Annotated in this window: 18 protein-coding genes and 1 tRNA gene; 8 read left to right on the top strand and 11 right to left on the bottom strand. The window is 63.7% G+C overall.

All coding sequences use genetic code 11. From position 1 onward, the window contains the following. Window positions 1–30: 30 nt before the first annotated feature. The gene (locus NQ034_RS09390; protein WP_257048490.1) at window positions 31–663 is read left to right on the top strand and encodes a rhomboid family intramembrane serine protease; all 633 of its coding nucleotides are present in this window, start codon (window positions 31–33) and stop codon (window positions 661–663) included. Here the strand turns inward: NQ034_RS09390 and yczE are convergent. Further along, window positions 617–1279, bottom strand: a complete 663-nt coding sequence (gene yczE / locus NQ034_RS09385) for a membrane protein YczE (protein WP_257048489.1) — start codon at window positions 1277–1279, stop codon at window positions 617–619. The two genes, NQ034_RS09390 and yczE, sit on opposite strands and share 47 nt — an antisense overlap. 6 nt (window positions 1280–1285) lie before the next feature. Then, window positions 1286–1738 carry a cell division protein CrgA gene (locus NQ034_RS09380; RefSeq protein ID WP_257048488.1) on the bottom strand — a complete coding sequence of 151 codons (453 nt, stop codon included), beginning with the start codon at window positions 1736–1738 and terminating at the stop codon, window positions 1286–1288. A 233-nt stretch (window positions 1739–1971) separates the two neighbouring features. On the opposite strand from NQ034_RS09380, the gene NQ034_RS09375 reads away from it, so the two are divergent. The 3 genes from NQ034_RS09375 to NQ034_RS09365 are packed head-to-tail and all read left to right on the top strand — an operon-like array spanning window position 1972 to window position 4080. Beyond that, window positions 1972–3252, top strand: a complete 1281-nt coding sequence (locus NQ034_RS09375) for a class E sortase (protein ID WP_257048487.1) — start codon at window positions 1972–1974, stop codon at window positions 3250–3252. Further along, window positions 3252–3422 carry a hypothetical protein gene (locus NQ034_RS09370; protein ID WP_257048486.1) on the top strand — a complete coding sequence of 57 codons (171 nt, stop codon included), beginning with the start codon at window positions 3252–3254 and terminating at the stop codon, window positions 3420–3422. The genes NQ034_RS09375 and NQ034_RS09370 overlap by 1 nt, the downstream gene beginning before the upstream one ends. Before the next feature lies 1 nt (window position 3423). After that, window positions 3424–4080 carry an anthranilate synthase component II gene (locus tag NQ034_RS09365; protein WP_257048485.1) on the top strand — a complete coding sequence of 219 codons (657 nt, stop codon included), beginning with the start codon at window positions 3424–3426 and terminating at the stop codon, window positions 4078–4080. Window positions 4081–4178: 98 nt separating this feature from the next. On the opposite strand, the gene NQ034_RS09360 is transcribed toward NQ034_RS09365, so the two are convergent. The 8 genes from NQ034_RS09360 to NQ034_RS09325 all read right to left on the bottom strand — a co-directional run bounded on the left by NQ034_RS09360 (window position 4179) and on the right by NQ034_RS09325 (window position 15616). Beyond that, window positions 4179–5084 carry a 3-hydroxyacyl-CoA dehydrogenase gene (locus NQ034_RS09360; protein WP_257048484.1) on the bottom strand — a complete coding sequence of 302 codons (906 nt, stop codon included), beginning with the start codon at window positions 5082–5084 and terminating at the stop codon, window positions 4179–4181. 132 nt (window positions 5085–5216) lie between these two features. Then, a complete protein-coding gene (gene pknB, locus NQ034_RS09355) occupies window positions 5217–7280 on the bottom strand; it encodes a Stk1 family PASTA domain-containing Ser/Thr kinase (RefSeq protein ID WP_257048483.1) in 2064 nt (687 codons plus the stop codon). Between the two features lie 76 nt (window positions 7281–7356). Then, window positions 7357–9279, bottom strand: a complete 1923-nt coding sequence (locus tag NQ034_RS09350) for a protein kinase domain-containing protein (RefSeq protein ID WP_257048482.1) — start codon at window positions 9277–9279, stop codon at window positions 7357–7359. Continuing rightward, complete coding sequence (locus NQ034_RS09345; RefSeq protein WP_257048481.1) at window positions 9276–10742, bottom strand: peptidoglycan D,D-transpeptidase FtsI family protein; 1467 nt, start codon at window positions 10740–10742, stop codon at window positions 9276–9278. Before NQ034_RS09345 ends, NQ034_RS09350 begins: the two co-directional genes overlap by 4 nt. Next, a complete protein-coding gene (locus tag NQ034_RS09340) occupies window positions 10739–12460 on the bottom strand; it encodes an FtsW/RodA/SpoVE family cell cycle protein (protein ID WP_257048480.1) in 1722 nt (573 codons plus the stop codon). The genes NQ034_RS09345 and NQ034_RS09340 overlap by 4 nt, the downstream gene beginning before the upstream one ends. After that, the gene (locus tag NQ034_RS09335; RefSeq protein ID WP_257048479.1) at window positions 12460–14235 is read right to left on the bottom strand and encodes a PP2C family protein-serine/threonine phosphatase; all 1776 of its coding nucleotides are present in this window, start codon (window positions 14233–14235) and stop codon (window positions 12460–12462) included. Before NQ034_RS09335 ends, NQ034_RS09340 begins: the two co-directional genes overlap by 1 nt. Further along, a complete protein-coding gene (locus NQ034_RS09330; RefSeq protein ID WP_257048478.1) occupies window positions 14232–14762 on the bottom strand; it encodes an FHA domain-containing protein FhaB/FipA in 531 nt (176 codons plus the stop codon). The genes NQ034_RS09335 and NQ034_RS09330 overlap by 4 nt, the downstream gene beginning before the upstream one ends. Beyond that, entirely contained in the window at window positions 14759–15616 is an 858-nt protein-coding gene (locus NQ034_RS09325; RefSeq protein WP_257048477.1) for a DUF3662 and FHA domain-containing protein, read from the bottom strand. Before NQ034_RS09325 ends, NQ034_RS09330 begins: the two co-directional genes overlap by 4 nt. A gap of 328 nt (window positions 15617–15944) precedes the next feature. On the opposite strand from NQ034_RS09325, the gene NQ034_RS09320 reads away from it, so the two are divergent. Beyond that, window positions 15945–16028, top strand: a tRNA-Leu gene (locus NQ034_RS09320). 166 nt (window positions 16029–16194) lie between these two features. Here the strand turns inward: NQ034_RS09320 and NQ034_RS09315 are convergent. Beyond that, window positions 16195–16896, bottom strand: coding sequence for an Abi family protein (locus NQ034_RS09315; RefSeq protein WP_257048475.1), 702 nt, complete (start codon window positions 16894–16896; stop codon window positions 16195–16197). A 288-nt stretch (window positions 16897–17184) separates the two neighbouring features. Between NQ034_RS09315 and NQ034_RS09310 the strand changes: the two genes are divergently transcribed. The 3 genes from NQ034_RS09310 (at window position 17185) to NQ034_RS09300 (ending at window position 26354) form a co-directional block, all read left to right on the top strand. Further along, complete coding sequence (locus NQ034_RS09310) at window positions 17185–20262, top strand: helicase-related protein (protein ID WP_257048474.1); 3078 nt, start codon at window positions 17185–17187, stop codon at window positions 20260–20262. Continuing rightward, on the top strand, window positions 20259–25046 hold the full coding sequence (locus NQ034_RS09305; protein WP_257048473.1) for an Eco57I restriction-modification methylase domain-containing protein: 4788 nt from the start codon (window positions 20259–20261) through the stop codon (window positions 25044–25046). Before NQ034_RS09310 ends, NQ034_RS09305 begins: the two co-directional genes overlap by 4 nt. A gap of 63 nt (window positions 25047–25109) precedes the next feature. Next, on the top strand, window positions 25110–26354 hold the full coding sequence (locus tag NQ034_RS09300; RefSeq protein ID WP_257048472.1) for a hypothetical protein: 1245 nt from the start codon (window positions 25110–25112) through the stop codon (window positions 26352–26354). Window positions 26355–26415: the final 61 nt, after the last annotated feature.

The raw sequence follows: 26415 nt of genomic DNA, 5'->3' as shown, positions 1-26415 counted from the left end.
GGCCCGCCGCAGTCCGACCCGGTCACTCCCGTGAGCGAAACCCCGCGCCCCGCCACCTCATCACGCAGGTGGCGGGGCGCGCCCATTGTCACCCTGTCCTTGGTGGCGCTGACCGTCCTGGCCTATCTGGCGAACCTGCTGCCGGGCGCCGGGCTCGCCTCCCGCCTGGCGTTCGTGCCGGCGCTGACGGCCGTCGAGCCCTGGCGCGCGCTGACCGTGGTGTTGGTCCACGCCGGTCCCACCCACCTGCTGTTCAACATGGTGGGCCTGTACTTCTTCGGCGGCTTCCTCGAGAAGTCGCTCGGCCGCTTCTTCGTGCTGGGCACCTACCTGGTGGCCGCACTGGGCGGGTCCCTGTGCCCACTGCTGTTGTCGATCCTGTGGCCGGCCGAGGTGTCACCGGGCACCGTGTTCGTCGGCGCCTCGGGCGCGGTGTACGGCTTGGTGGGCGTGTTGCTGGTCCCGACCCGGCGGTTGGACCGCAACTGGAGCGGCGTGCTCGTGTTCATCCTGTTGGGCGCGCTCTACCCGCTGTTCGATCCGCAGGTGGCCTGGGAGGCCCACCTGGGTGGGCTGATCACCGGCTTCGTGCTGGGCGGCGCCTACTTCCTCGCGCTCAGGCTTCGTCGGAGGTCAGCGGGTCGGCCGGACCGAACAGCCTGACGGCCAGGCGCAACATCAGCTGGGTCAGCGGGCCGATGGCCAGGGCGTAGAGGATCGTGCCGATGAAGAAGCGCCCGCCCAGCAGCCAGCCGGCGGCCATCACGACGACCTCGATCGTGGTGCGCACCGCGAACACCGGCTTGCCCGTGGCCTCGACCAGCCCCGTCATCAGACCGTCACGGGGTCCGGGCCCGAAGTTCGGCACGATGTAGAGGACGGTGGCGACCGCGTTGATCACGATCCCGGACACCATATAGGTGATCTGCAGCCACAGGGCGTGCGCCGGCGGGACCACGGCCATGGTCACGGAGATGAAGGTGCCCACCAGTAGTGCGTTGGAGATGGTTCCCAGGCCGGGGCGCTGCCGCAGTGGAATCCACAGCAGCAGAACGACCAGGGAGAGGATGACGGCGATCGCGCCGACGCTCAACGGCAGGTAGTTGGACAGTCCCTGGTGCAGGACGTCCCAGGGCATATTGCCCAGTCCGGCCTGGATCATCAGCCCGCACGAGGTCCCGAAGAACACCAGCCCCACGTACAGGGCGATGAGTCGGATCCACAGGGGCCTATCGGCCAGCAGCCGGAAGTCGGAGGGGCTCCGAGGTGAGGGGGCCACCGGCCCCTACCGCCAGCGGGTGGTCATGCCCAGGCCGACGACGATGATGCCGAAGCCCGCCAGCAGGTTCCAGTTGCCCCAGGCCTCGACGGGCCAGGCGCCTTGCGAAATGTAGAAGACGATGAGCCACAGCAGGCCGATCGCGAAGACCGACAGCATCGTGGGGACGAACCAACGGCCATTGGGCTTGAGCGCCGCCTGGTTCTCCGCGGAGTTGTAGGTGGCCTTCTTCCGGGCCTCCGAACGCTTGGCCGGATTGCCGGACTTGGACTCCTGGCGGGCCTTGGAACGGGCCGCCGCCTTGTCCTTGGAGGCAGCCGTTTCCTTGGAATCCTCGGTTTCGTTCTTGGCCGAGGACTTCGCCTTGGCGTCTGCGGCCGTGGCCCCGTCGACCAGAGCGCTGTCGTCGACGGTTTCCTTGACGTCGTCCGCCTTGCCCGTCGAATTAGAGTTGGCCACAATACTCCTCAGTGAAGATCCATGCCGCGTGTTCCGCGTATTCCATGCTCAGTACCGGGCGCCGTCTTGGCTGTACTCGGTACGCACGCCCCGAGTCTAACGGTTGTGCCACGAATGCGCATGTCCGTCTTAGGCGGCCCTAAAGGGGCGGTATGACCTGGCGCGGCGGCTGGGCGGCGTTCAGGGAAAGGTCTTAGTATGGACTAAGAGCTGACCTACCGAAAGTGCACTCCGTGGACCAACCCCTCACTCGCCGTGAGCGCATCGCGCGTGAACGCGCCGCTGCCGCTGCCGGCGTCGAATCCCCGGACCCCGCGGCAGCACAGCGGGAAACACCGCAGTCGAACAATGAGCCGCAGCCCCAAGCGGGCGCTGTGCCGGCAGAGGCTCAGGCCCCCGACGGGCGCTCCGCATCTGCTTCGCCCCTGAATATTCGGCGCGCTCACTCGACCGCGCCCATTCCGATCCAACCCGACCCCTATGCGCAGCAGAGCACCTACACGCAGCAGGGCACGGATCCCGCCGCGGCACAGCACATGCCCGATGCCGCAACTCAGTACCTGCCACCGGTCGCCCAGCAGTTCCCGGCAACCGAGCAGTTCCCCGCCGCAGTGCCAGCCGGCCAGGCCGCGCAGTACCCGCCCGCTGAACAGTACCCAGCAGAGCAGTACGCACCCGCAGCACAGTACGTGCCGGGCGCGGGACCCGTGCCCGCAATACAGCCGCTAGCAGGACAACCGGGCGCGGCGGGAGGCGGCCGGGGAAACGGCGGCGGGAAGTCCGAGCCCGAGCCCCTGGGATTCTTCCGCGGGAGCGTGCGCACCTTCGGCGAACTGTGCATCACACTGGGCCTGGTGCTCATCCTGTTCGTCGGCTGGCAGCTGTGGTGGACCGACATCGCAGCCGATCAGGACAACCGCGATCTGACCGCCCAGCTGCAGAACGACTGGCAGGATGACAAACCACAGGCCAAGGGCGATCCCGACCACCCTGTGGTGGGCGAGCCGCCGGCGGAGAACAAGGGCTTCGGCATCCTCTACATCCCGCGTTTCGGTGACCGCTACTACCGCACGATCGCCGAGGGTGTGGCGATGGAACCGGTGCTCAACCGGATGGGCACCGGGCACTACCCGGGAGCCGCGATGCCGGGCGAAAAGGGCAATTTCGCGATCGCCGGTCACCGCGTGACCTATGGTAAGCCGCTGAACCAGATCGCGGAGCTGCGCCCGGGCGACGACATCGTCGTCCAGACCAAGGAGGGCTACTACACGTACACCTTCCGCAACTTCGACATCGTGCTGCCGGACAAGGTGGACGTCCTGGACCCCGTCCCCGGCTTCCCCGAGTATCACGGCAAGGACCGCATCATGACGCTGACCGCATGTAATCCGATGTTCTCGGCCAGGGAACGCTATATCGCGTATGCGACGCTGTCGGACTTCCACCCGGCGGCGGATGGTCCGCCCGATACCATCAAGGACAGCCCCGCCTACAAGACCGCCGGGGGCAAGTGATGTACGAACTCATCTGGCGTGCCCTGCCCGGCAACTGGTTCATCAAGCTGCTCATCTGTCTGGCTCTGGTGGTCGCGGCGGTCTACGTTCTGATGGAGTACGTGTTCCCGCTGATCGCTCCGTTCATGCCGTTCAACAACGCCACCGTCGGCACCGAGGAGGGGGCCTGAGATGCCGAAGACGCAGATCCTGGTCATCGACAACTACGACAGCTTCGTCTATACCCTGGTGGGCTATCTGCAGGAACTCGGCGCGGTCACCACGGTGATCCGCAACGACGACATCGGGGCCGAGGACCTGGACGCCTACCTGCCCGGGTTCGCCGGAGTGCTCATCTCGCCGGGACCCGGCACGCCGGCGGACTCCGGCGTGTGCCCGGACGTGATCCGCTGGTGCGCTGAGCACTCGAAGCCGCTGTTCGGCGTGTGCCTGGGACACCAGGCGTTGGGCGAGGTTTTCGGCGCCACCGTGGCCCACTCACCGCAGCTGATGCACGGGAAGACCTCTGAGATCACGCATACGGGCACCGGGATCTTCGCCGGGGTCCGCAACCCCGTGACGGTCACCCGCTACCATTCCCTGGCGATCGTCGACACGACCCTGCCGACCGACGTCTTCGAGGTCACCGCGCAGACCGCGGACGGCATCGTGATGGCGATCCAGCATCGCACCGCGCCCCTGGCCGGGGTGCAGTTCCACCCGGAATCCGTGCTGACCCAGGACGGATATCTCATGGTCGGGAACTTCCTGGCCACGGCCGGGCTGCCCGAGGCCGCGCAGCGGGCCGCCGGCCGTTCGCCGATCGCCTCGGCGGCCGCTTTGGGCTGAGGCGCCCCCGAGTGAGCAGGCGATTTGGTCTGAGAAATCACCCGGATTCCAGACCAAAGTGACTGCTCACGGGAAGGGGAGCGGACTGAAGTGACTGCTCAGTCCCCGTAGCGGTAGAACCCCTCGCCGGAGGACCGGCCCAGCTTGCCCTGGTCGATGTAGTTTGTCTTGAGGTAGTCGGCGAAGCGCTGGGATGCCTCATCGCCCATCGTGGAGATGTTGTAGGCGGTGGTCAGGCCGACGACATCGAAGATCTCGAAGGGGCCGCTGGGCGCACCGGTGCCGATCCTCCAGACCCGGTCGATGTCCTCGGGCTCGGCGATGCCGTCGACCAGCAGGTTGCCGGCGGCGTTGAGCAGGGGCACCAGCAGGGAGTTGAGCACATAGCCGGGCTGTTCGCGGTGGATCCGAATCGGCACCATGCCCTGGGCCGTGGCGAATTCGACTACGCGATCGTAGACATCCGCGCGGGTATCCGCGGTGCCCATGATCTCCGCGGTGTTGTGCGCCCAGATCTCATTGGCGTAGTGCAGGGCCAGGAACTGTTCGGGCCGGCCGGTGGCGTCCTTGAAGCTCGACGGCAGCAGGGTCGAGGAGTTCGTGGCGAAGAGGGTCTTGGCCGGGGCCAGCTTGCCCACTTGTTCCCAGGTGGAGGTTTTGATCGCGGGGCTTTCCGGGACCGCCTCGATCACCAGGTCGGCGTCGGACAGGGCCGCTGCCAGGTCGTGGGTGACGGTGATGCGCGTGCGGGCGGCGGCGGCCGCTTCCGGATCGCCGAAGGCCTCGGCATAGGTGCCCACCAGTGCGTCGAAGCGGGTGGCACCGGCGGCGACGGCGGCCTCATCGATGTCATAGGCCGTGACCGTGAAGCCGGCGTAGGCAGTCTGGAAGGCGATCTGCGAGCCGAGCACACCGGTGCCCAAAGTCGTCACATTGGTGATGCCGCCGCGGGCGCGGGTGTCGAATCCGGCGGGGCCGAAGGCTGCAGGTGCTTTGTCTGTCATCGTGACTCCTTATTCTGGGCCGCGCGGTTTCCCGGCTTGGCCTCACGTTTTACATATGTAAAGACACGGGCACCATGGAATATTCCCGCTGGATATTCCATGGTGCCCGTTCCGCAGAGCCCAGGGCCCGCCTCAGCGGTTGCCCGTCCACCAGCCGCCGCTACCCGGCCCGTGCTGCGTGGTGCCCGGCAGGATCCCCGTGGTGGGGATGGGTGCCTGCGAGGGCGTGGGCGGCGGAGTGGGCTTCGGCTTTGCCTTGGCGACCGTGATCGTGATCGTCGAGTGCTGGTCCACCGTATTGCCGCCGTTGACGGACTGTTCGTAGACCTCGCCGGCCTTGTGGTCCTCGGTCTCGACGACCTTCACGCTGCACTCGAGCTGGTACTTCTTGCCGCGCAGCGTCTCGCAGGCCTCTTCCTGCTTCTGGCCGGTGACGCTGGGGACATCGACCTTGCCGTTGGAGATCACCAGGTCCACCGTCGACTGCCGCTTGACCTCCTTGCCCTTCTTGGGGTTGGTGGACAGGACGGTGCCCTTCTCCTTGTCCGGGGAGGTCTTCTCCTCATTGGCCCCGGCCTTCAGACCGGCATCGGTCAGCCGCTGCCTGGCCAGGGATTCGGTATCGCCTGCGACATCGGGGACATCGACCACATCGGGGCCGGTCGAAACGTAGAGGGTGACCGTCTGCCCGGCAGTGACCTCGGTCCCGGCGGTCGGGTCGGTCTTGACGATATCGCCCTCGTCGACCTTGTCGTCGTGGGTCTCCTTCGTCTGGGAGTTCAGGCCGTTGTCCTGCAGGTACTGCTTGGCCTCCGCGGTGCTCTTGGACTTCAGGTTCTCCAGGGCGAAGGGCTCCGGGCCCTTGGTCATCACGTAGACCCAGCCACCCAGGCCCGCCAGCACGATCACCAGGACCGCGGCTAGTCCCCACATCCAGCCGCGTTTGCGGCGCGAGGAGGCATAGTCCTCCTCGCGATTGGGCAGAGTGGACATGCCGCTGGTCTCCGGATGCACCTGCTGGGCGTAGCCGGTGCCCACGGTGGCGAACTGCCCTGGCTGGTTCGGATCGTAGGGTCCGGCGCTGCCGACGGACTCAGCGGCCTGCGGCATGTACTGCGTGGACGGTGCCGAACCGTAGGGCTGGCCCTGTGAACCATAGGGCTGGCCCTGCGAGCCGTACTGCTGCCCCTGCGAGCCGTAGGGGTCGCCCTGGGAGCCATAGGCCTGCGTCTGGTTGAACACCTGGGTGGCGGCATCGCCGGCGGCGAACCCCGCCGCGGCACCTGCCGCACCCGCGGCATAGCCCGTGTCCGAGGTCTGGCCCGGCACGTCGATCGTCATGGGCCGGCCATCCCTGGCCGCCAGCACGTCCTCGCGGAATGTGTAGGCGTCCTGGTACCGGTGGTCGCGGTCCTTCTCCAGGGCGTGCAGGACCAGCCGGTCGACGTGCTCCGGGATCTCGGGGTTGAAGGCGGACGGCGGCTGGGGCGCCTCGCCCACGTGCTGATAGGCAACGGCCAGCTGCGAATCGCCTTTGAACGGCGGGCGGCCGGTCAGCAGCTCGTAGAGCAGACAGGCGGTCGAATACAGGTCGGAGCGCGCGTCGACGAGTTCACCGCGGGCCTGCTCGGGCGAAAGGTACTGCGCGGTGCCCAGGACCGACTGCGTGCCGGTCAGGCTGCCGGTGTCCTCGAGTGCGCGGGCGATGCCGAAGTCCATCACCTTGATATCGCCCTCGGGCGTGAGCATCACATTGCCCGGCTTGATGTCGCGGTGGACGATGCCGTTGCGGTGGCTGTAGTCCAGCGGCGCCAGGACGCCCGCTGTGACGTCGAGGGCCTCGGAGATGGTGAGGTGGCCGTGCTCGTTGAGCACCTGGCGCAGGGTCTGGCCCTCCACGTACTCCATCACGATGAAGGGGACCTGGACCTCGGAACCGCCGGATTCGACCAGAGTTTCCTCGCCGGAGTCGTAGACCGCGACGATGCCGGGATGGTTCAGGCCCGCCGCGGACTGCGCCTCGCGCTTGAGGCGTTCGTGGAAGGACGGATCGCGGGCCAGATCGGAGCGCAGTAGTTTGATGGCCACGCGGCGTCCCAGCCGGGTGTCCACGCCGGCATGGACTTCCGCCATGCCGCCGCGGCCCAGCAACTGCCGGACCTCGTATCGCCCGGATAACAGCCGTTCGCCAGTCACGTGCGCTTTCCTTTCACCAATCGGTCAGTTCCGAATCCTGTAGGGTCATCCTGTCATATGGGACCGGTTGCGGTCCTCAGTCGTCGGTGCCGCTTGAACCCTTGTCGGCCTTGGCAGCCTCACCGTTGTTCCCGGAGCCGCCGGTGTCGTCGGCACTCGCGTTGGCATTGCTCGACGACCCAGACGACGAGGACCCGTTCGCACTGGAGCTCGACCCACCAGAACCCGAGGACCCGTCCTGGCCCTCATCTGAACCATCGGAACCGCTGTCGGAGCCATCGTCGTCGCCGTTGTCATCGGAGGAACCGGAGGACTTCGAGGACCCGCTCGACGAGCTGCTGCCCTCGGAATCCGAGGTGCCCTCGTCATCGGAGGAACCGGAGGACCGTGAGGAGCCGCTGGAGGACGAGGACCCGTTCGAGCTCGACGAGCTGGACCCGGAGGACGAGCTGCTGTTCGAAGAGCCAGAGGAACTGGACGAGCCGCTGGAGGACGAGGACCCGTTCGAGCTCGACGAGCTGGAACCCGAGGATGAGGAGGAGCCGGAGGAGTCGGAATCCGAGGAATCGCCGGTGGAGATCGTCAGGGTGACGGTGTCCCCGGCCTCGAACTCGTATTCCCCGTCGTCGTTCTTGCCCACCCGGATGACGGTGCCGGCCTCCTGAGAGGAGCTGGTCTCTTTGAACTTGGCCTTGAGCCCCAGATCCTTCAATTCCTTGCGGGCGGCCGTCCTGCTCAAACCGATGAAGTCGTCGGGGTCCAGCTTGATGGTCCCCGGGGTCGCCGATGCGCCGGCCCCGGGTGTGGCCGTGCCGTCCGAGCGGTTGCCCAGCAGCGCGGTGCCGCCCCAGATGAGCAGCCCCAGTACGACGAGGATCGCCACGATGAGGCCCACGATCGCGCCGGCCGACTTCTTCTTGGGAGCCGCGGGCTCGTCACCGCCGACCGGCAGATTGCCCGTCGCATTGGTCGCCGGGTACTGCGCATAGGGCTGATAGGCTCCGGTGTTCACCGAGGGGTTGACCGCGGTGGCCGGCGAGTAGGCGGTGGTCGGCTGGCTTCCGGTCGCATTCATCACCGTGGTCGGCGCATCGCCGCCTGCCGGCATCACCGTGGTCGCGGCCTGAGTGCCATTCGAGCCGGGGTCCAGTTGCGGAACCGCGGCGGCGGCAGCGGGGAAGTCCCCGGCCTTCAGCGCGCGGGCGGCCTCGGCCAGGGCGTAACCGCTGGCAGGCCGCAGCTCGGGCTTCTTGGCAAGCATGCACTCGGCCAGTCGGCGCACGGGCAGCGGAACCGAATCGGGCAGCGGTGGGGGCGGGGAGTTGACCTGCGCGATCGCGATCTCCACCTGCGACTCGCCCGTGAAGGGGCGCTTGCCGACCAGGCACTCGTAGAGGATGATGCCCAGGGAGTACAGGTCGGACTGGGGCACGGAGCCCTTGCCCGTGGCCTGTTCCGGTGCCAGGTACTGGGCCGTGCCCATCACCTGGCCGGTCTTGGTCAGCGGGGCCTGGTCGGCCACGCGGGCGATCCCGAAGTCGGTGATCTTGACCTTGAAATCGGGGGTGATGAGCAGATTGCCCGGCTTGATGTCGCGGTGGACCACCCCGGCCCTGTGCGCGGCACCCAGGGCGGTGCCCGCCTGGGCCACCACCTCGAGGGAATCGGGCACGCTGAGCTTGCCGTTGCGGTCGAGGATGTTCGACAGTGCCTCGCCCGGGACGTACTCCATCACCAGATAGGGGGAGCCGTTCTCCTCACCGTAGTCGTAGACGCCGGCGATGCCGGGGTCCGAAACGGCGCCCATCGACCTGGCCTCCGCACGGAAGCGGGCCAGGAAGGCGGGGTCGGACAGGTACTCCTCCTTCATGATCTTCGCGGCGACGTCGCGTTCCAACACGGTGTCGCGGCCCTTCCAGACCTCGCCCATGCCACCCACGGCGATCTTGCTCGTGAGTTCATAGCGACCGCCCAGCACGGTTCCCGGCTGAGGTCTCATTTATCGATCACCGCTTCCATCATGTCCTTTGCGATCGGGCCGGCCACCCGGCCGCCCGATGCCTCACTGCCCGCATTGCCACCGTTCTCCACGACCACGGCCACGGCGACCTGTGGGTCGTCGGCCGGGGCGAAACTGGTGAACCAGGCGTGGGGATGTCCACCTTCCGCGTGCTGGGCCGTGCCGGTCTTGCCGGCCACCTTGACTCCGGAGATCTGTGCGGATCGGCCGGTGCCCCTGTCCACGACGCTTTCCATCATGTCGGTCAGCTGCGAGGCGGTCTTCTTGCTGATCGCCCGGCCCATGCTCTTCTTGCCCGGCTTCTCGATGACCTTGAGGGTCTTCTGGTTCTTCACCTGCTTGATCAGCTGGGGTTCCATCACCGTGCCCTGATTGGCGATCGCCGCGGATACCATGGCGACCTGCAAGGGGGTGACCTGCACGTCCTGCTGGCCGATCGAGGCCTTGGCCAGCATCGACTTGTCGTCGTTGGTCGACGGGAAGACCGACTTCACGACGTCCAGCGGGATCTGCAGATTGCTCTTCTCGAAGCCGAACTTCTTGGCCTGGGCCAGCATTTTGTCGTAGCCGTTGTCGATGCCCAGATTGGCGAAGGCGGTATTGCAGGAGATCGTCAGGGCGTCCTTGATCGTGGTCGTCTTGCCGTCGCCGCAGGTCTCGCCACCGGCATTGCGCATCGAGTACCTGCCGATGTTGAGCTGATTGGGCGATGCGACGGTCGAATCCTCCGTCTTGCCGGCTTCCAGGGCAGCCGAGGCCGTGACCAGTTTGAAGGTCGAGCCCGGGGGATAGCGGTTGCCGGCGATCGCGCGGTTGTAATAGGCCTTCTCGGGATCCGAGCTGTAGTTCTCCGCCGCCTTGACGGCCGCGTCGCGGTCGTGCGTGGCCAGCTTATTGGGGTTCCAGCCCGGCTTGGAGACCATGGCCAGGATCTTCCCGGTCTTGGGGTCCAGGGCGACCGCCGCGCCCTTCTGGTCGCCCAGTCCGTCCCAGGCGGCCTTCTGCGCCTTGGGGTCGATGGACAGTTCCACCGCGGCGCCCCTGGTCTGTTCGCCGGTGAGCACGTCCTGGACCCGGGAGAACGCCAGGGCGTCGTCGGTGCCCGAGAGCAGTCCGTTCATCTTGTTCTCCAGCCCCGAGGTGCCCGAGGTGATGGAGAAGTAGCCGGTCAGGTTGGAGTACATGGCGGCCGGGTACTTGCCGGTGCCGTATTCGCGCTGGTACTTGTAGGCGTCGTCCACGGGCACCGATTTGGCGATCGGGGTGCCGTCGATCAGGATCGGGCCGCGTGGGCGGGACAGATCGTCGATCAGGGTGCGCGAATTGCGTCCATCGGCGCGCAACGAGTCGGCCTGCACGTACTGGAGCACGCTGGTCGAACCGAAGAGCAGACCGAACATGATCAGGACCACGATACTGACGTGGCGCAGTGATTTCATCATCGGTTCTCACCTCCATCGGGGTTCGTCTCCTGCGGGCTGGAGTACGGGTTGTAGTGCTCGGACTGGGACTGGTCGTAGCCCTGCTCGTCGAGTCTGTGCTGGGCACGGGCGCGCAGGGCGGGGAAGGCCTCGGTTGCCATGTCCTCTTGCGGGTCGGGTGCGGCATACGGGTCGGCATAGCCGGGTGCGTCCTCGGCCGGCTGCGACCACGGGTCGCCCACCGGTTGGGCTACCGCGGGCAGAATGCCGGAATCCGCCGAGGCCCGGGCCGCGGCGCGCTCACTGACGATCGGGTTCTCGCTGGTCACCGGTGCCGCGCGCAGGGAGCCCGCGGGCAGTTCGGACAGGGGGCGGCGAGCCGAGTCGCTGATGCGCAGCAGCAGGCCCAGGATGATCCAGTTGGCGATCAGGGACGAGCCACCGGCTGCCATGAAGGGCAGGGTCAGGCCGGTCAGCGGGATCAGGCGGGTCACGCCGCCGACCACGGTGAACACCTGCAGGGCCACGGCGAAGGCCAGGCCGGCGGCCAGCAGGGAGCCGAAGCCGTCGCGCAGTTTCAGAGCGGTCTTGAAGCCGCGCTGCACGAAGATCAGGTAGAGCACCAGGATGGCGAACAGGCCCACCATGCCCAGTTCCTCACCCAGGCTGGTGTAGATGAAGTCGGAGTTGGCCATCGGCACGATCTGCGGCCGGCCCTTGCCCAGGCCGGTGCCGCCCAGCCCGCCCTGGGCCATGCCGAACATGCCCTGGACCAGCTGATAGGAATTGCCGAACTGCTTGTCGTACTGTTCGGGGTCCAGCGCGTGCAGCCAGCCGTCCACGCGCTGCTGCACATGGGTGAAGAAGCGGCTGGCGGCGAAGGCCACGGCACCGAAGGTCACCAGGCCGATGACGATCCAGGTCTTGATACCGGTGGCGATGTAGAGCATCGCGACGAACATGCCGAAGAACAGCAGGGCGGTGCCCAGGTCCTTCTCCACCACCAGCACGGCGAAGGCGCAGACCAGGGCGATGGCCATGGGGCCGCAGTCGCGCAGGCGCGGCAGGCGCAGGCCCAGGACCTTTTTACCGGCCAGCGTCAGCTGATCGCGGTAGGTGTTGAAGTAGCCGGCGAAGAAGATCGCCATGCAGATCTTCGCGATCTCACCGGGCTGGAAGGAATTCGAGCCGATGTGGATCCAGATTCGGGCACCGTAGACCTCTCTGCCCAGGCCGGGGACCATGGGCAGGAGCAACAGCACGATGCCGGCCAGGCCGAACAGGTAAATCCAGCGGCGCAGGATCCGGTGATCGCGCAGGAAGAAGATCACCACACAGGCCAGAATGCAGCCCAGGGTCATCCAGATCAGCTGGTTCTGCGCTGCGTGGGTGGGGTGTTCGCGGCCCAGGGTGGCCTGGTCGATCCGGAAGATCATCGCCAGGCCCAGGCCGTTGAGCAGCACCGCGACCGGGGTGATGATGGGATCGGCGTACTTGGCCCGCCACCAGGTGATGATGTGCAGGACCAGGCCCAGGGCCAGCAGCCAGCCGGTGTATTCGTAGACATTGGCCGGGACCGTGTCCTGGGTGCCGATGCCCACCAGGGCATAGGCCAGGGCGCTGATGCCCACGGCTACCAGGATCAGTATCAGTTCGACCCAGCGGTAGGTGTGCGGCGGGCGCTCCTGCGGCGTGGACTCGGCCTGCGCCGCGTCCACCGCCAAAGGTGCGGCGGACATCATTGGTCACCCCCGCCCTGTGAGGGCGCGGGGTCATTGGCGGTCGCATCGGTGGCGCCACCCTTGATGTCATTGCCGGTCTGGCTGTTCTGTTGGGCCTCTTCACGCAGCGATGTGACGATTTGGTCGGCGTCCTGTTTGGAGGTTGCCGGGATCGTCTGGTCCAGTCGTTCGCGGGAGTAGTCGCTGAGGTCGGCCGTCTGCACATCGGTGGTTTCGGACAGGTTGCTCAGCGAGAACGGGCCCAGGTCCTGGGAGACGCCCGAATAGACGGCCACCCGGCCGTCGGTGGCGGTCACGTAGTACTGCGCCTGCAGATAGCGCCAGCCCAGGAATCCGGCAGCGGCCAACACGATGATCACCGCGAGTGTGGTGATGGTGGCGGCCAGGCCGCGGCGGCGCTTGGGCTCGCGGGCGGTGGGTGCGTCCGCTTCCGCCCCTGCGGAATCGGCGTGCTTGGAGTTCTTGACGTGTTTGGGTTCCTGGTCCGCGGACTCGTCCTCGGTGCCCGACAGCCGCCAGGCGGGGATCCGGCCCTCGGAAGCGGCGTCCTTGGAGCCGGTGTCCTCGGAGCCGGCGGAGCGTGCGGCGGCACGTTGGGAGTCCTCGGCGGACTCGGAGTCCGCCGGTTCGCCACCGTCGTGGCCCGCGTCGGGCCGCTGAGCCGCGGCCAGGGGCTGGGTGGCCGGCTGGGCTCCGGATTCGCGCCAGGCCCGCTCGGCCTCGGCGTGGGCATCTGCGGAATCGTGTGCGGCGGCGGCCACTGCGGGCGCAGCGTCCTCGGCGGGTGTTTCGGCTGCAGCGGTTGCTGCCGGGGTCTCGGATGCGAGGAACCCTGGCACGGGTTCTGCCGCCGAGGCATCGTCCGGCAGGGCCGCCGGCGCCGGTTGGTTCGCCCGGGGCAGGCCGACGGTGTCGTCCTCGGAGGCATCGTCGACCTCCGGGATCGCCCCGGTGGGGGTGCCGCTGATGCCCAGCCGGGCGTACTGCGGGTTGATCGCCACGGAGCCCACCGCAACACCCGGGGTGTGTAGGCCGGCGCGGTCGGCCGGGACCACATCGCCGATGAGCACGGTGACGTTATCGCCGCCACCGCCGCCCAGGGCCAGGTCGATCAGCGCGTCGGCACAGGCGCCGGGATCGTCGATCTGCTCCATCCGGGTGGAGATCTCGTCGATGTCGGCGAAGCCGGTCAGGCCGTCGGAACAGAGCATCCAGCGGTCGCCGGGGCGGGCCTCGCGGATGGACATATCGAGTTCGGGGGCTTGGCCCACATCGCCCAGGACACGCATCACGACGGAGCGCTGCGGGTGGGTTTCGGCTTCTTCGGGGGTGATGCGGCCCTCGTCGACCAGCATCTGCACGAAGGTGTGGTCGGAGGTGATCTGGGTCAGGATGCCGCCGCGCAGCAGATAGGCGCGGGAGTCGCCGATGTGGGCCAGGGCCAGCTGTTCGCCGCTGCGCAGCAGGGCGGTGACGGTGGTGCCCATCCCGGCCAGTTCGTGCTGGGTGGCCACCGTATTGGTGATCCGCTCATTGGCGGTGAGGATGGCCGACCGCAGGTTCTCCATCGCGTCGGAGCCCTGGTCCGGGTGGTCGAGCGGCTCCAGCTGGGAGACGGTGATGGCGCTGGCGACGTCGCCGCCGGCGTGACCGCCCATGCCGTCGGCGATGAGCAGGAAGTTCGGACCGGCGTAACCGGAGTCCTGGTTGTTCTTCCGTACCAGCCCGGTGTTCGACCGGGCAGCCGTGCGGAGCATGAAATCGTTGGTCACGTGCGAAGCTCCAGAGTCGTGTGTCCCACGGTCAGGGGGACGTTGGTGGGCAGCTGGATGGAGCCGGTCACCCTCTGCTGTCCGAGGAAGGTGCCGTTGGTCGAGCCCAGGTCCTCCAGGATCCAGCCCTGCGGGCCCGGGTAGACGCGGGCGTGGTGGCCGGAGGCGAAGTCGTCTTCGAGCACGACCGTGTTGTCACCGGCACGGCCCAGGCTGATCGCCGAGGTGCCCAGCGCCACGGAGACTCCCACCAGGGGGCCCGAGGTGACGACCAGTTCGCGCGGCATCGCCGCCGGGGTGGGTGGGACGGGCGGTGGGGCCGACTGGCGTGCGGGCTCCCTGCGGGGCTGTGCGGATGCGGTTGCCGGTTTGCCGGCGCGCGCGGCCTTCTTCGCGGCGCGGGCGGCTCTGCGCTTGCCCCGCGGGGAGACGATGTCCTGGGTGAGAACGACCGCGGTGATCAGCACGAACAGCCACAGCAGGACGAAGAATCCCAGACGCAGGGTGACGACGGTCAGCTCAGTCATTGCGCTCCGGTTTCCGTCTGATGGAACGTCACATGGGTGTCGCCGGCGACCAGGGTGACGCCGTCGGTCAGGGTGATGCTGGTGATGGGGCGGCCGTCGAACATGGTGCCATTGGTCGAACCCAGGTCACTGGCGGTGGCGTGATTGCCGTCGACGGTGATTTCGAAGTGGCGGCGGGAGATCCCCGGATCGCTCAAGACGATGTCCGCGCTGTTCGAGGAGCGGCCGAAGACCGTGGTGCCCTGTTTGAGGTTGTAGCTACGATCGCCCACGTCGACGGTGAAGAAGTACTTGCAGCCGGTGGCGCCGGCCGCGCGGCGAGCGGCCGCGGCGGAATCCGCGGGGCCGGGATAGGTGTTGCCGGCCCCTGAGCGCACGCGGTTCTCCTGGGACTGCTCATAGGCCTCGGCGACGATCGGGTTGGCCCGCGATGGCGGATCGTAACCGCCCCGGTTGGCCGGCTGGGCCGCGGGCGAGCCGTCGGGGCGCCGGGTGGTCGCGCGGACGCGATACATGCCGGTGTCCAGGTCGTCTGCCATTTCGAATGACACCGTTATGGGTCCGACACAGCTATAGCCCTGTTCCGCGGCGTGTTCTGCGACCACTTGGCGCAATTCCGGGCGCAGGTCGTCCTCGATGGGCCCCAGGCGTTCGTAGTCGCCTTGGGACAGTTCGATGACGTAGCTGTTGGCCGTCAGCGTGCGGCCGCGGGAGACCACGGCGGCACGGGTATCGCTTTCCTTGCGCAGGGCGCCGGCGAGTTCGACGGGTTCGACCTGGGACCGGAAGACCTTGGCGAAGGCCCCGTTGACGAAACGTTCGATGCGCTTCTCAAAGCGATCCATAACGCTCATACAGCTCGCCTCCTTCCACAGGGTCCGGTGGCCCACGGTACCGATGACTCGGTCCCGTCGACCGCCTGTACGTACACAGACTTCAAGAGGTCCCGCCGAACGGGACCTGCTCTTTACTGGGTTCATGGTACCGGCTGAGGCTGAACACAGCGGTAAAACAGGCCTCCTGAGTAGGTTTTACCGGGGCAGGAGCCGATTTGACAGGGTGTCGAAATCGCCCAGCACGTGTGTTCTTCGTCTCAGTCGGGTGTTATCGGGGGTCTGGGGCGGATTTTCGGGGGTTCTCGATTTTGCGCGGGGGTCCCGGCTGTGTAATGTATTCCTTGTTGCGCGAGTGGCGGAATTGGTAGACGCGCTGGCTTCAGGTGCCAGTGATCGCAAGGTCGTGGGGGTTCAAGTCCCCCCTCGCGCACGGTGTGAAAATGGTCCGGCAGATGCCGGGCCATTTTTGTTTTCCGGGCTCTGCTGCTGCCGCGTTTTGTACCCCCAGTCCTATTTTGGGGCTGGATACGGGGGTGCTATAGGACTGGAAGTAGATAATGCTGTGGGGTGGTGCCCCACCGACGCAGCTTGAGCGCTCAAGGTCGTTCTGCGAGGGTCCTGGTCACTGTGGTGGTGTCACGAAGATAGCTGGCCAGTTCGGGTAGCAGCAGCTCGGACAGGTGGAGTATTCCGCGGTGCGCGTCGGCCAGGTCGCGGCCGGGTCTGTTTCCGAAGAGCGGCTCGTGATGCGAGGCACGGTTTCGAGCGGTATTTATCGTCGTGAGGGTTCGTTCGAGTACGACGCGACTCGTCTTCTTCGGCCATGTGTGGTGCAGGTATGGAACCCAGATGGTCTTTTCATGCGCAGCGTCGGTGCAGTGTCTCCAGAATCCGAAGGAGAGCTCCGCAATTACCTCACCAGGCTTCGCCGTCTGCCCTCCACATCGGCGTACGGCATCTGCGACAGTGGTGCGGTTCCGCGCATTTAAGTCGGCGCGCCTACTGCGTCTGGTCCGCCACAGCGGTGCCAAGATCGGCGATGCAGGATCGAACAACCAGTGCTCGCCCGGCCACCGTTCGCACATAACCCGGTCGTAGGCGTTGCGCAGCGCGACTTCGAAATGCGCGATATCCCGCATCAGCGCTGCTCCGAGCCGCAGATTCCACTCGTATAAGTCGAGTGCACGTTCCTGGTCGCCGCCGGACTCGGCCAGATATCGGCGAAGCCTAGGCGCTGAAAGCCACTGTTCGACCCACGAGTCAGATGAGTGATCACGGTTACGCGGTGAACCGGTCAAGGGGGCTCCTTGCCGTGGGTGTCGGTAGGTACGTCAAAGCCCCGGCGAGATATAACCCTGTTTCCAGGGTCAGCGCTCCACCGGGGCGTCCCTTCAAGGCTACCAAACTTTGGGTGCTCCGCATGGTCTCCTACGCATTTTCCAATTCTATTTTGCCGCTGCCGAACGGGTAGTCGAAGTGCTGATGTCGAAGCGTTTTACTCCGTAACCCCACACATGGCGGTTACAACACCTCTAGCTGCGATAGCATCACAGCTATATGCTCCCCAACCTCCAGAGGTACCGTCGATGACCGCCGCCGAAGTCTCCCCGCCCCATCCGACTGCGACGCCGCTAGCGCCGGGCTCCGTCGTTACCGTCCGTGACGAGGACTGGTTGGTCACCGGCATACAGACTGTCTACGAACGTGCCAGTCATCAGGACCTACAGCCAACCAAGCCGGTCAACCGGATCGAGGTACAGGGCCTGTCGGAACTGGTACGCGACACCACTGCGATCTTCTACGACAGCATCGACCAAGTCACACCCATCGACCCGCGTCAGGCCCCGCTGATCAGCGACGACAGCCCCGGCTACCGCAATTCGCGCCTGTGGTTGGAAGCCACACTCATGAAGACGGCCGTCCCGGTCGAGGACACCCGGATCCGTTTGGCCGACGGAATGCTCATCGACGCCAAGGACTATCAGCGCACCCCGGTGCGGAAGATCCTGGACCCGGACAATCTGCGTCCGCGCATTCTGCTGGCCGATGCCGTGGGCTTGGGCAAGACAATCGAGATCGGCCTGATCCTGGCCGAACTCATCAAGCGGGGCCGAGGCGACCGCATCCTCATCGTCACACCCAAGCACGTGCTCGAACAGATGCAGCATGAGATGTGGACCAAGTTCGCCATCCCCTTTGTGCGCTTGGATTCTCAGGGCATCCAGCGGATCCGCCAGAAGCTGCCGGCGACCCGCAATCCCTTCACCTACTTCAAGCGCGCCATTATCTCCATCGACACGCTCAAGTCCGACCGCTACCTGGCACATCTGCGCAAGCACCAGTGGGATGCGGTCGTCATCGACGAATCCCACAACGTCACCAACACCAGCTCATTGAACAATCGCCTGGCCAATACGCTGGCACGCAATACCGATGCGCTGATCCTGGCCAGTGCCACCCCTCACAACGGCAAGGCCGATTCCTTCGCAGAACTCATCCGCCTGCTCGAACCCACCGCGGTACGCCCTGACGGCAAACTGGACGAGGACGCGGTCAAGAAGCTGGTCGTGCGCCGCCACCGCTATTCCGAAGATGTCCGCAAGGAGGTCAGCACGGACTGGGCCGAACGCAAGGACCCACAGGCACTGACCGCCACGGCCAGCCCTGAGGAGAACGCCGTGGCTGACGAACTGGACCAGGTGTGGCTGCACCCCGTGGCTACCGCGGGCAATCCGCAGGGCAAGAGCCCATATTCCGGTAACACTCAGTTGTTCCCATGGACCCTGGCCAAGGCATTCCTGTCCAGCCCGGAAGCACTCATCGAGACGGTCGACAACCGCCGGAAGATCGTCACCGGCGGCCATCCGGATATCACCCCTGCCGACCCCGCCAAAGCCCATGAGCTGGGCGCCTTGAACCGCTTACACGACCTTGCTACAGCAGCCAAGGACGCCGTCACATCCGCCCGAGCCGCCAAACAGCCGCAACTGGGCAAGTATGGCGAGCTGTTGAAATACCTCAAGCAGATCAAGGTGGGCCCCAAGTCCGCCGAACGCGTGGTGGTCTTCGCCGAACGAATCGCCACACTCAATGCACTTGCTGCCAACATCAAAGCCGATCTGAAGTTCAAGGACGACCAGGTCCGGATCCTGCACGGCGGCCTGAACGATCAGGAACAGCAGGAGATCGTCGAATCCTTCAAGAAGAAGTCCTCACCCATCCGGGTGCTGGTCACCGGCGATGTGGCCTCCGAAGGTGTGAACCTGCACTCGCAGTGCCACGAACTGGTCCATTTCGACATCCCGTGGTCGCTCATCCGGATCGAACAGCGCAACGGCCGCATCGACCGCTACGGTCAGACCTGCTCACCGCAGATCACCACATTGGTGCTGGAACCAGAGGCTCAGAGCTTCTCCGGCGACATCCACGTGCTGGTCAAGCTCATCGAGAAGGAGAACGAAGCCCATAAGGCCCTGGGCGATGCCGCGGCACTCATGGGCAAGTACAGTGCCAAGGCCGAGGAAGACGCGATCCGCGATGCCCTGGCCAAGGGGCAGGACGTCGACCAGGTCGTCCCGGATGCTCCTGACCCGGCCACCGATGATCCCATGGCCATGTTCTGGGGCGGCTTCGGCGCACCCGTTGTGGCCGAGGCCCCTCGGCCCGCCGCTGCTGTCCCAGCTTCCGATGGAGCGGGCTTGGACGCTGGCTCTGCTGCCCAGCCCACCGCTACCGGCCTGTCCGTCTACCAGGCGCCCATCCAGTTCCTGGAGGACGGCCTCAACATGGTCTTCCACGACCACCCTGATCAGAAGCCATCGGCCGATGGCCAGGGCGGGGTCGGTTGGACCACGTATATGGGCCAGCCGATTGCGGAACTCACCCCGCCACGCGACATGCTGCCGCGCCTGGAGAACCTGCCGGAGTCCTATCTGCGCGACCGGCACGTCAAGCAGAACTTCAAACTGGTCACGGAAAAGCGCAAGGGCCGGGAACTGGTGGAAGCCGCCCGCAACTCGACCAATCGCAAGGACGACTCCCTCTGGCCGGAGGCACACTACCTGGGCCCGCTGCATCCTGTGCTGGAGTGGGTATCCGACCGAGCACTGGCCGCGGTGCCCAGACGGGGCGGCGTGTATGCCGTACGGGGGGCTGTGGACTATCCCACCGTGGTCATTCATGCGGGGCTGACAAATAAGCGTGGCCAGACCGTGGCCAGTGTGTTCAGCACCGTTGAGTTCCCCGACCCGGACAATCCCGCCTTCGGCCTGCCGGCGACCTTCCCGACTATCGCCGGGTTGTTGCGGGAACTGGGCGTGACCGGGCGGCGTTCCAATCCCGGGCGGATCGACATCGGCGCCTATCAGCATCTGATCGCGCCCGCAGTCGACGCCATCCGGGAAAATGCCGAGGCAGTGGTCCAGTCCAGCACGGCCAACGCACAACACCGAGTGCACGCCTGGACCGAACGCAATGGTCAATGGCAGCAGACCGCCTTGAGGATGACCCGGTCAAAGACGCGTATAGACAGGTCCAAGGCAGTCCAAGGCGAATCCGAACTCATTCAGGCCATGCAGCCCGACCGCACTCTGGTCAGGCCCCTACTGCTGGTTCTGCCCGCTGATACCCCCGTTACCACCGTTTCCCAGGAGCCCCGCCCGTGAAAGAACTAGCCGTCGTCCAAGACTTCATCAGCGAGGACTACTTCACTTCGGACTCGAAGAAGGAGTCGTTCCTGGCCAAGGTCCTCGAACTTCGCAAGCAGTTCGAGGACGAGGACGCCTCTCCACTGAGCGAATGGTCCGGGGTCCGTGGCGCCCTGCAGAAGGAATTGCTGAACGTCGCCGGCCTGAGTGCCCAGGACGAAGGCGGCGACATCAACCTGCCGCTGAGCGCAGACCAGACGAGCATTACCACCGACTTCTATTCCCACCTGCTGCACTACCTGGGCTTCGCAAGCGTCGCACACACGACCGTGGGTATGAATGCGGACGGGTCCGAGGCGCCCTACATTGAGTTCCGGGGGATGGGCACGGATGAGGGTTCATCCCCGTTGCTTGTCGTCTTCGCCAAGCCGGTCGCAGATGTCACCGACCTCTTGGTCAAGGACGACGCCACGCTGCTCACCCCTGTTGAACAGCCTTCCATCCCCGGTGATGCGGAAAGTGCGGTCAAGACCACCACCTCCGCTGCCCGGTTCCTCTCCGAACGCTTCAACGCGGACAATCCACCCGAACTGGCACTGGTCTTAGCCGGCAACTCCATGCTGTTGACTCAGGCCGAACGCTGGCCGGAGGGCCGCTACTTGAGCATCGATCTGGGCCTGCTGCTGGAGACCAGCGACACGAAGAAGGGTGGGGCGGTCGACCGTTTCCTGGCCTGTGCATCGGCTGCCGCGATCGCCCCGGGTGCCGACGGTACAACGTGGTTCTCCTCTGTGTTCGAGGATTCCGTCAAGCACACGGAGAAGGTATCGGGCGACCTGCGCGAGGCTGTGCGCACCTCGATCGAAATCATCGCCAATGACGTGGTGGCCCGCCGCCGCGCCCAGGGCCTGGAACCCCTGCCGGCCGAGCAGGCCCAGCCCTTGGCCAAACAGTCATTGCGCTTCCTCTATCGCATCCTGTTCCTGCTCTATGCGGAAGCCAGTCCGGAACTGCAGGTCGTGCAGGCCGGCACCACCGAATACCAGTCGGGCTACAGCCTGGACCGGCTGCGGGACCTGGCTTTGGTGCCCATCCCCTCCCGAGGTCAGGGCACCCACCTGTACGAATCGCTCAAGGTCCTGTTCGACCAAATCCAGAATGGCCACAACGATTTACGGGTAAGTGGCCCTGCTGAGGATGTCCAGGATGTGGCTGATTCCGAATCGCTCACTTTCCATCCTCTGGAGGCAGATCTTTTCAGGCCTCAGGCAACGGCCCATATTGACCGGGTTAAGTTGAGCAATGACGCAATGCAGCAGGTACTGACACGACTGTTGTTGAGCAAGGAACAGAAGAACAAACAGCGTGGCTTCATCAGCTACGCGGAACTGGGCATCAACCAGCTTGGCCGCGTATATGAGGGACTCATGTCCTATACCGGCTTCTTCGCTGAACATGATCTGTTCGAAGTCGCCCCGCACGGCGACCCGTCCAAGGGCAGCTGGGTTGTGCCGACCGACCGGGCCGATCACATCGGCGATGATAATTTCGTCAAGACCCCTAGTGACCTGACAGGGGATATGGACCGGGTGGTGCACCGGGCTGGGTCCTTCGTCTTCCGCCTGTCCGGGCGGGACCGGCAACAGTCGGCCTCCTATTACACGCCCGAGGTCCTGACCAAGTTCACGGTTAGCCAGGCCTTGGCAGAACTCCTGACCGACGACACTAAGGCTGACGACATCCTGCAGATGACGGTGTGCGAGCCGGCTCTAGGGTCCGGCGCCTTCGCCTTGGAAGGCGTGCGCCAGCTGGCCGCTGAGTATCTCAAGCGCAAACAGGACGAGCGCAACGAGAAGATCGATCCCGAGGCCTATCCCCGGGAATTGCAGAAGACAAAGGCCTATATTGCCCTGCACAACGTCTATGGCGTGGACCTCAACGCCACGGCCGTGGAACTGGCGGAGATATCCCTGTGGCTGGACACCATGGTTGCAGGGCTGGCCGCACCCTGGTTCGGCCTGCGGCTGCGGCGCGGTAACTCGTTGATCGGCGCTCGCCGGTCTGTCTATAACTACACGGTGGCCCGGGACAAGAGCTATTTGAAGTCCACGCCCGCACGTGTTGCTCTGGATGCCGATGGCGACCCAGTGCGCGATGCAAAGTCCATCTACCAGTTCCTCCTGCCTGCAGAAGGGTGGGGTGCAGCGGCCGATGCCAAAGAGGGCAGGAACCTGGCACCCGAGGCCGTGAAGGCACTCAAAGACTGGCGCAAGACTGTACGGCTCAAATTGAGCAAAACCCAACTGCAGCGTGCCGAGGCCTTGGCCGATCAGGTCGACGCCCTGTGGAAGACCGCCCTGCGACGCCTCACCATCGCCGAGTCCGAGACCCGCCGTGTCATGGGAGTCTGGGGTTTCGAAGAAGCCGATCCAGCAGACCAGTACGATGTGGCCGGGGAGCAGCGTGGTGCACCCGGAGTCGAAGCACCCGTCACCCGTGCTGAGGTTGAACGCAAGCTGGCTGATGAGAACGGTGCCTACCGTAGGCTGCGTCGCGTCATGGACGCCTGGTGCGCGCTATGGTTCTGGCCGCTGACAGAAACCGAGGTAAAGCTGCCGAGCATCGACGAATGGCTGGAGACGTGCGAGCAGCTGTTGGGCAAGCCGCTGAAGGTGAGCAGGAAAGAAGTTGCTGGTCAGAGCACGATCGCAGACGTTGATTCCTGGGCCGAACTCAACGACTACGAGGTTAACCAACTGGTCTTCAGCCAGGCTGTCACTGATGTCGAGAAGGTCCTTACTGCCCACCCTTGGTTGCGAGTATCCGAGGACATCGCCAAGCAGCAGGGTTTCTTCCACTGGGAACTCGATTTCGCCACCGTTTTCCAAAAGGGGGGATTTGACCTCCAGCTGGGTAATCCGCCGTGGGTGCGTCCTGACTGGAACGAAGCCGACATCCTCGGCGACTTCGACGTGTCGTTTGCACTTGAGGGCAAGATGCCGCCGGCGAGGTTCAATAGGCTCAAGGATGAAGCGCTGATTGTTCAAGAGAGCCTGCGCGAGTACGTTACCCAGGCGTCTTATAATAGCGCGAACCGGACCTTCCTCAGTGATGTCTCGACATACCCGATTATCTCGGCACTTAGGACAGATCTTTATCGTTGCTTTATGGAAGAGACATGGAGCCATGCCTCATTCCGCGGCGCCATCGGATTGATCCATCCTGAGACGCACTTCACCGACGACAAAGCTCAGCGACTTCGCCGCGAGTCTTACTCGCGTTTACGTCGGCACTGGCAATTTTCAAACGCAACTAAATTGTTCGAGGCTGATAGCAAGCAAATTTTCGGTATTCATATCTACGGTTTGCCCCAGGTCCAGCCGTCGTTCCTTATGGCAGCATCGCTGCATAACCCCGAAACCATTGAGCGGTCACTATTGCACAGCGGTGAAGGTGCCGAGCCAGGTCTGAAGACGGCTGACGGACATTGGGATACCTCCGCACACGCAGGCAGAATATTACGGATCGAGTATCCACAACTTGAAGCATGGAGGGACGCCCTAGCCGACGAGCAAACTCCTGTTCTGGAAACAGAAATGCTCTATGCTGTAAACCGTTCAGCAGCGGATGTGTTGGGGAAGCTTTCACGCCAGAAGCGAATCGGACAACTGAGGCCCTACTTTTCGCAAGGTTGGAATGAAACGACGGACTTCAACAAAGGTCGCTTTGAGAAGAAGTGGGGGATGCCCGATTCGTGGGCCGACGTAATCTTACAAGGCCCGAACTTCCACGTCGACGCGCCATTCTACAAGCAGCCAAACGAGACAATGAAGAATAATGGTGACTGGTCGGATCTCGATTTGGAAAAGTTGCGTGATGACGCTGTACCGGTTACCAGCTACAAACCAATTCGCAAAGACGGCCAATACGACAAACAGTACACCCACTGGATCCTGCCGAACGGAAGTAAAGTGGCAGCTCGCGACCACTACCGAGTCGCCTGGCGATCGATGGCGCAGCCAGCTAACGTACGATCCCTAATTCCAGCAATCATTCCTCCAGGTAGCGCTCATCTATTCACTGTCGTAAGCGCATGGATTCCCAATGACGTCGGTACATTACTCGCTATTGTCCAAGGCGTGGCATCGTCACTGCTTTGCGACTATCAGATTCGGTCCGCACCAAAAGCTCATATAAAGGGCCGACCATTTTCAAAACTGCCCATGCCGTCGCTCAATCATCCATTACTACCGACGTTGGTGCACAGAGTCCTCCGCCTAAACTGCTTAACCGACGCCTACGCTGACCTCTGGAATACTTGTGTTCCTTTCATGCGAGGTGAGCAGGATACCGGAGGTAACAAGATCCAAGGCGATCACCTTAAAAGACAACCGTACGACGGCTGGACTGGGAGATACGGCTATGCAGAGTCGCATGACATGAGTACCATCGAGCCGGAGTGGACTCCTAACACTCCACTGCGCCAGGCAGCCGACCGCAGGCAAGCCCAGCTGGAGATCGACGCACTAGTAGCGCTCATGCTTGGTGTGACAGCAGACGAACTCTGCTCGATCTACCGCGCCCAGTTCCCCGTCCTCTACAAATACGACACCCAACGCGACCACTACGACAAATCCGGTCGCCTAGTCCCCAAGGAAATCGTCGCACTCCACGAAAAACAGGAGGGTAACCTCGACCCCATATCGGACGGCACTTATACCTACCAACCCCCGTTCATCACCCTCGACCGTGAGGCCGCAATGAGGTATGCGATTGATGCGTTTGACGAGAAGTCGGAGTGATACCAGTATTTGGAGAAACGTCCTCACGTAATTCCGAGGATGATCTGCTAGCATGGGCGCATTATGTACAGAGTCGATATTATTAAAGAGGCATTAGGCGATCTGCCCGATGAGTCGTTCTTTATTGGGAACTCCTTCGAGAAGAATGATGATATTCTAAACAGGGTTCTTGATGTCTACGATAAATATAAAGGGTATCTTCCTGATGTTTCCGAAAAGAAGCGTGACGACTATCGCCCGGCCTTTGTGAGCGACTATATTAATCCTGCGGAGGATTCCGGTAGAGGCGATCACGAATTGGCATTTGCGCGACGGGCACTGTTATATAGTGATAGCCTCGGGGTGAGGGACCGCATGGGCGAATGGTCTAAAATGCGTGCGGCTGAAGGTAGTCTGCCTGTCGGGGCTGTACTTGGTGACCAAGAGTTTCCTAACGGCGTTGCTGACCTTGCTCAGGTTGTGCGGTTCGCAGAATTAGAGGAATCTGGCCTGCTACAGTATTTCAGCACTCCAATGTCAGGTGTAGATTCCTACATTGATGAGGCTCGGTCGGTGTATGTTAAAGAACCAAATGAAGATGTCGAGGGCCTTCAGGCGCTCCGCAACATTCGTGAAGATCAGCAGCGTATTCTTGGTCTGTCCGAGCTATTTAAGACACTTGATGTTGTAGGGAATAGTGACGGCAAGCTTGATTTATATATGCCGGAGTGGACCTTGCCCGAGTTTACGCTAGAATGGTTACTGGATAGTCTGAATCTCGGTTTTTCGTTGCCTGGAATAGGTGAAATTAATTTCGGAGCACTTCAGAGTCATCGTGAAGTGATGGAATTACCCGCTCCTGGTATTGGCGAGTTTGAGCGGTTGACCCCTGCTCAGCTCGTAGAATTTAGGCAATCAAAATTTTCGCGGCGCTTCCGCGACGATATTGCAGAGGTTGCTCATTCGTTCTCTAACTGTTCTGATGGTTCGCTATTGAAAGAAGAATCTACAAAGCAGACTCTTCGTCGTCAGACACAGAAGATACGAAGTGATTTTTTGAAGGATTATGGTAAATTTAAGTACGATTGGCGCAGCTCGTTGAAAGAGAATCTCGTAGTTGGCTTGGTTGGTGGAGCAGGTACGGCTGGAGCGGCGTCGCATATGGGATTAGATGTACTTACTAATTCAATCTTGGCTGGAATCCCAGCTGCCGCTCAGATCGTGTCTATGCCTTTATTGAACGCTTTGAAATGGTTAATGGCCGATAATTCTAGTCTTGACGTCGCCGACGTGCACTATAGAGTATTTATTCAAGATTCTGGTATTTGATGGTTCTGGCCTCGTCTGCGATTCGGAGGTTTCAGTGGAGGAGGTGTTTTCTATGGAACCC

The organism is Brevibacterium moorei (genome assembly GCF_024580735.1).
GTDB lineage: Bacteria > Actinomycetota > Actinomycetes > Actinomycetales > Brevibacteriaceae > Brevibacterium > Brevibacterium moorei.
This window is presented reverse-complemented; position numbering and strand designations above follow the sequence as displayed.

Bases quoted from the DNA above. Each gene is read 5' to 3' on its own strand.
- NQ034_RS09370 (WP_257048486.1), top strand. From the start codon at position 3,252: ATGTACGAACTCATCTGGCGTGCCCTGCCCGGCAACTGGTTCATCAAG.
- NQ034_RS09365 (WP_257048485.1), top strand. From the start codon at position 3,424: ATGCCGAAGACGCAGATCCTGGTCATCGACAACTACGACAGCTTCGTC.
- NQ034_RS09360 (WP_257048484.1), bottom strand. From the start codon at position 5,084: ATGACAGACAAAGCACCTGCAGCCTTCGGCCCCGCCGGATTCGACACC.
- NQ034_RS09350 (WP_257048482.1), bottom strand. From the start codon at position 9,279: ATGAGACCTCAGCCGGGAACCGTGCTGGGCGGTCGCTATGAACTCACG.
- NQ034_RS09345 (WP_257048481.1), bottom strand. From the start codon at position 10,742: ATGATGAAATCACTGCGCCACGTCAGTATCGTGGTCCTGATCATGTTC.
- NQ034_RS09340 (WP_257048480.1), bottom strand. From the start codon at position 12,460: ATGTCCGCCGCACCTTTGGCGGTGGACGCGGCGCAGGCCGAGTCCACG.
- NQ034_RS09330 (WP_257048478.1), bottom strand. From the start codon at position 14,762: ATGACTGAGCTGACCGTCGTCACCCTGCGTCTGGGATTCTTCGTCCTG.
- NQ034_RS09325 (WP_257048477.1), bottom strand. From the start codon at position 15,616: ATGAGCGTTATGGATCGCTTTGAGAAGCGCATCGAACGTTTCGTCAAC.
- NQ034_RS09310 (WP_257048474.1), top strand. From the start codon at position 17,185: ATGACCGCCGCCGAAGTCTCCCCGCCCCATCCGACTGCGACGCCGCTA.
- NQ034_RS09300 (WP_257048472.1), top strand. From the start codon at position 25,110: ATGTACAGAGTCGATATTATTAAAGAGGCATTAGGCGATCTGCCCGAT.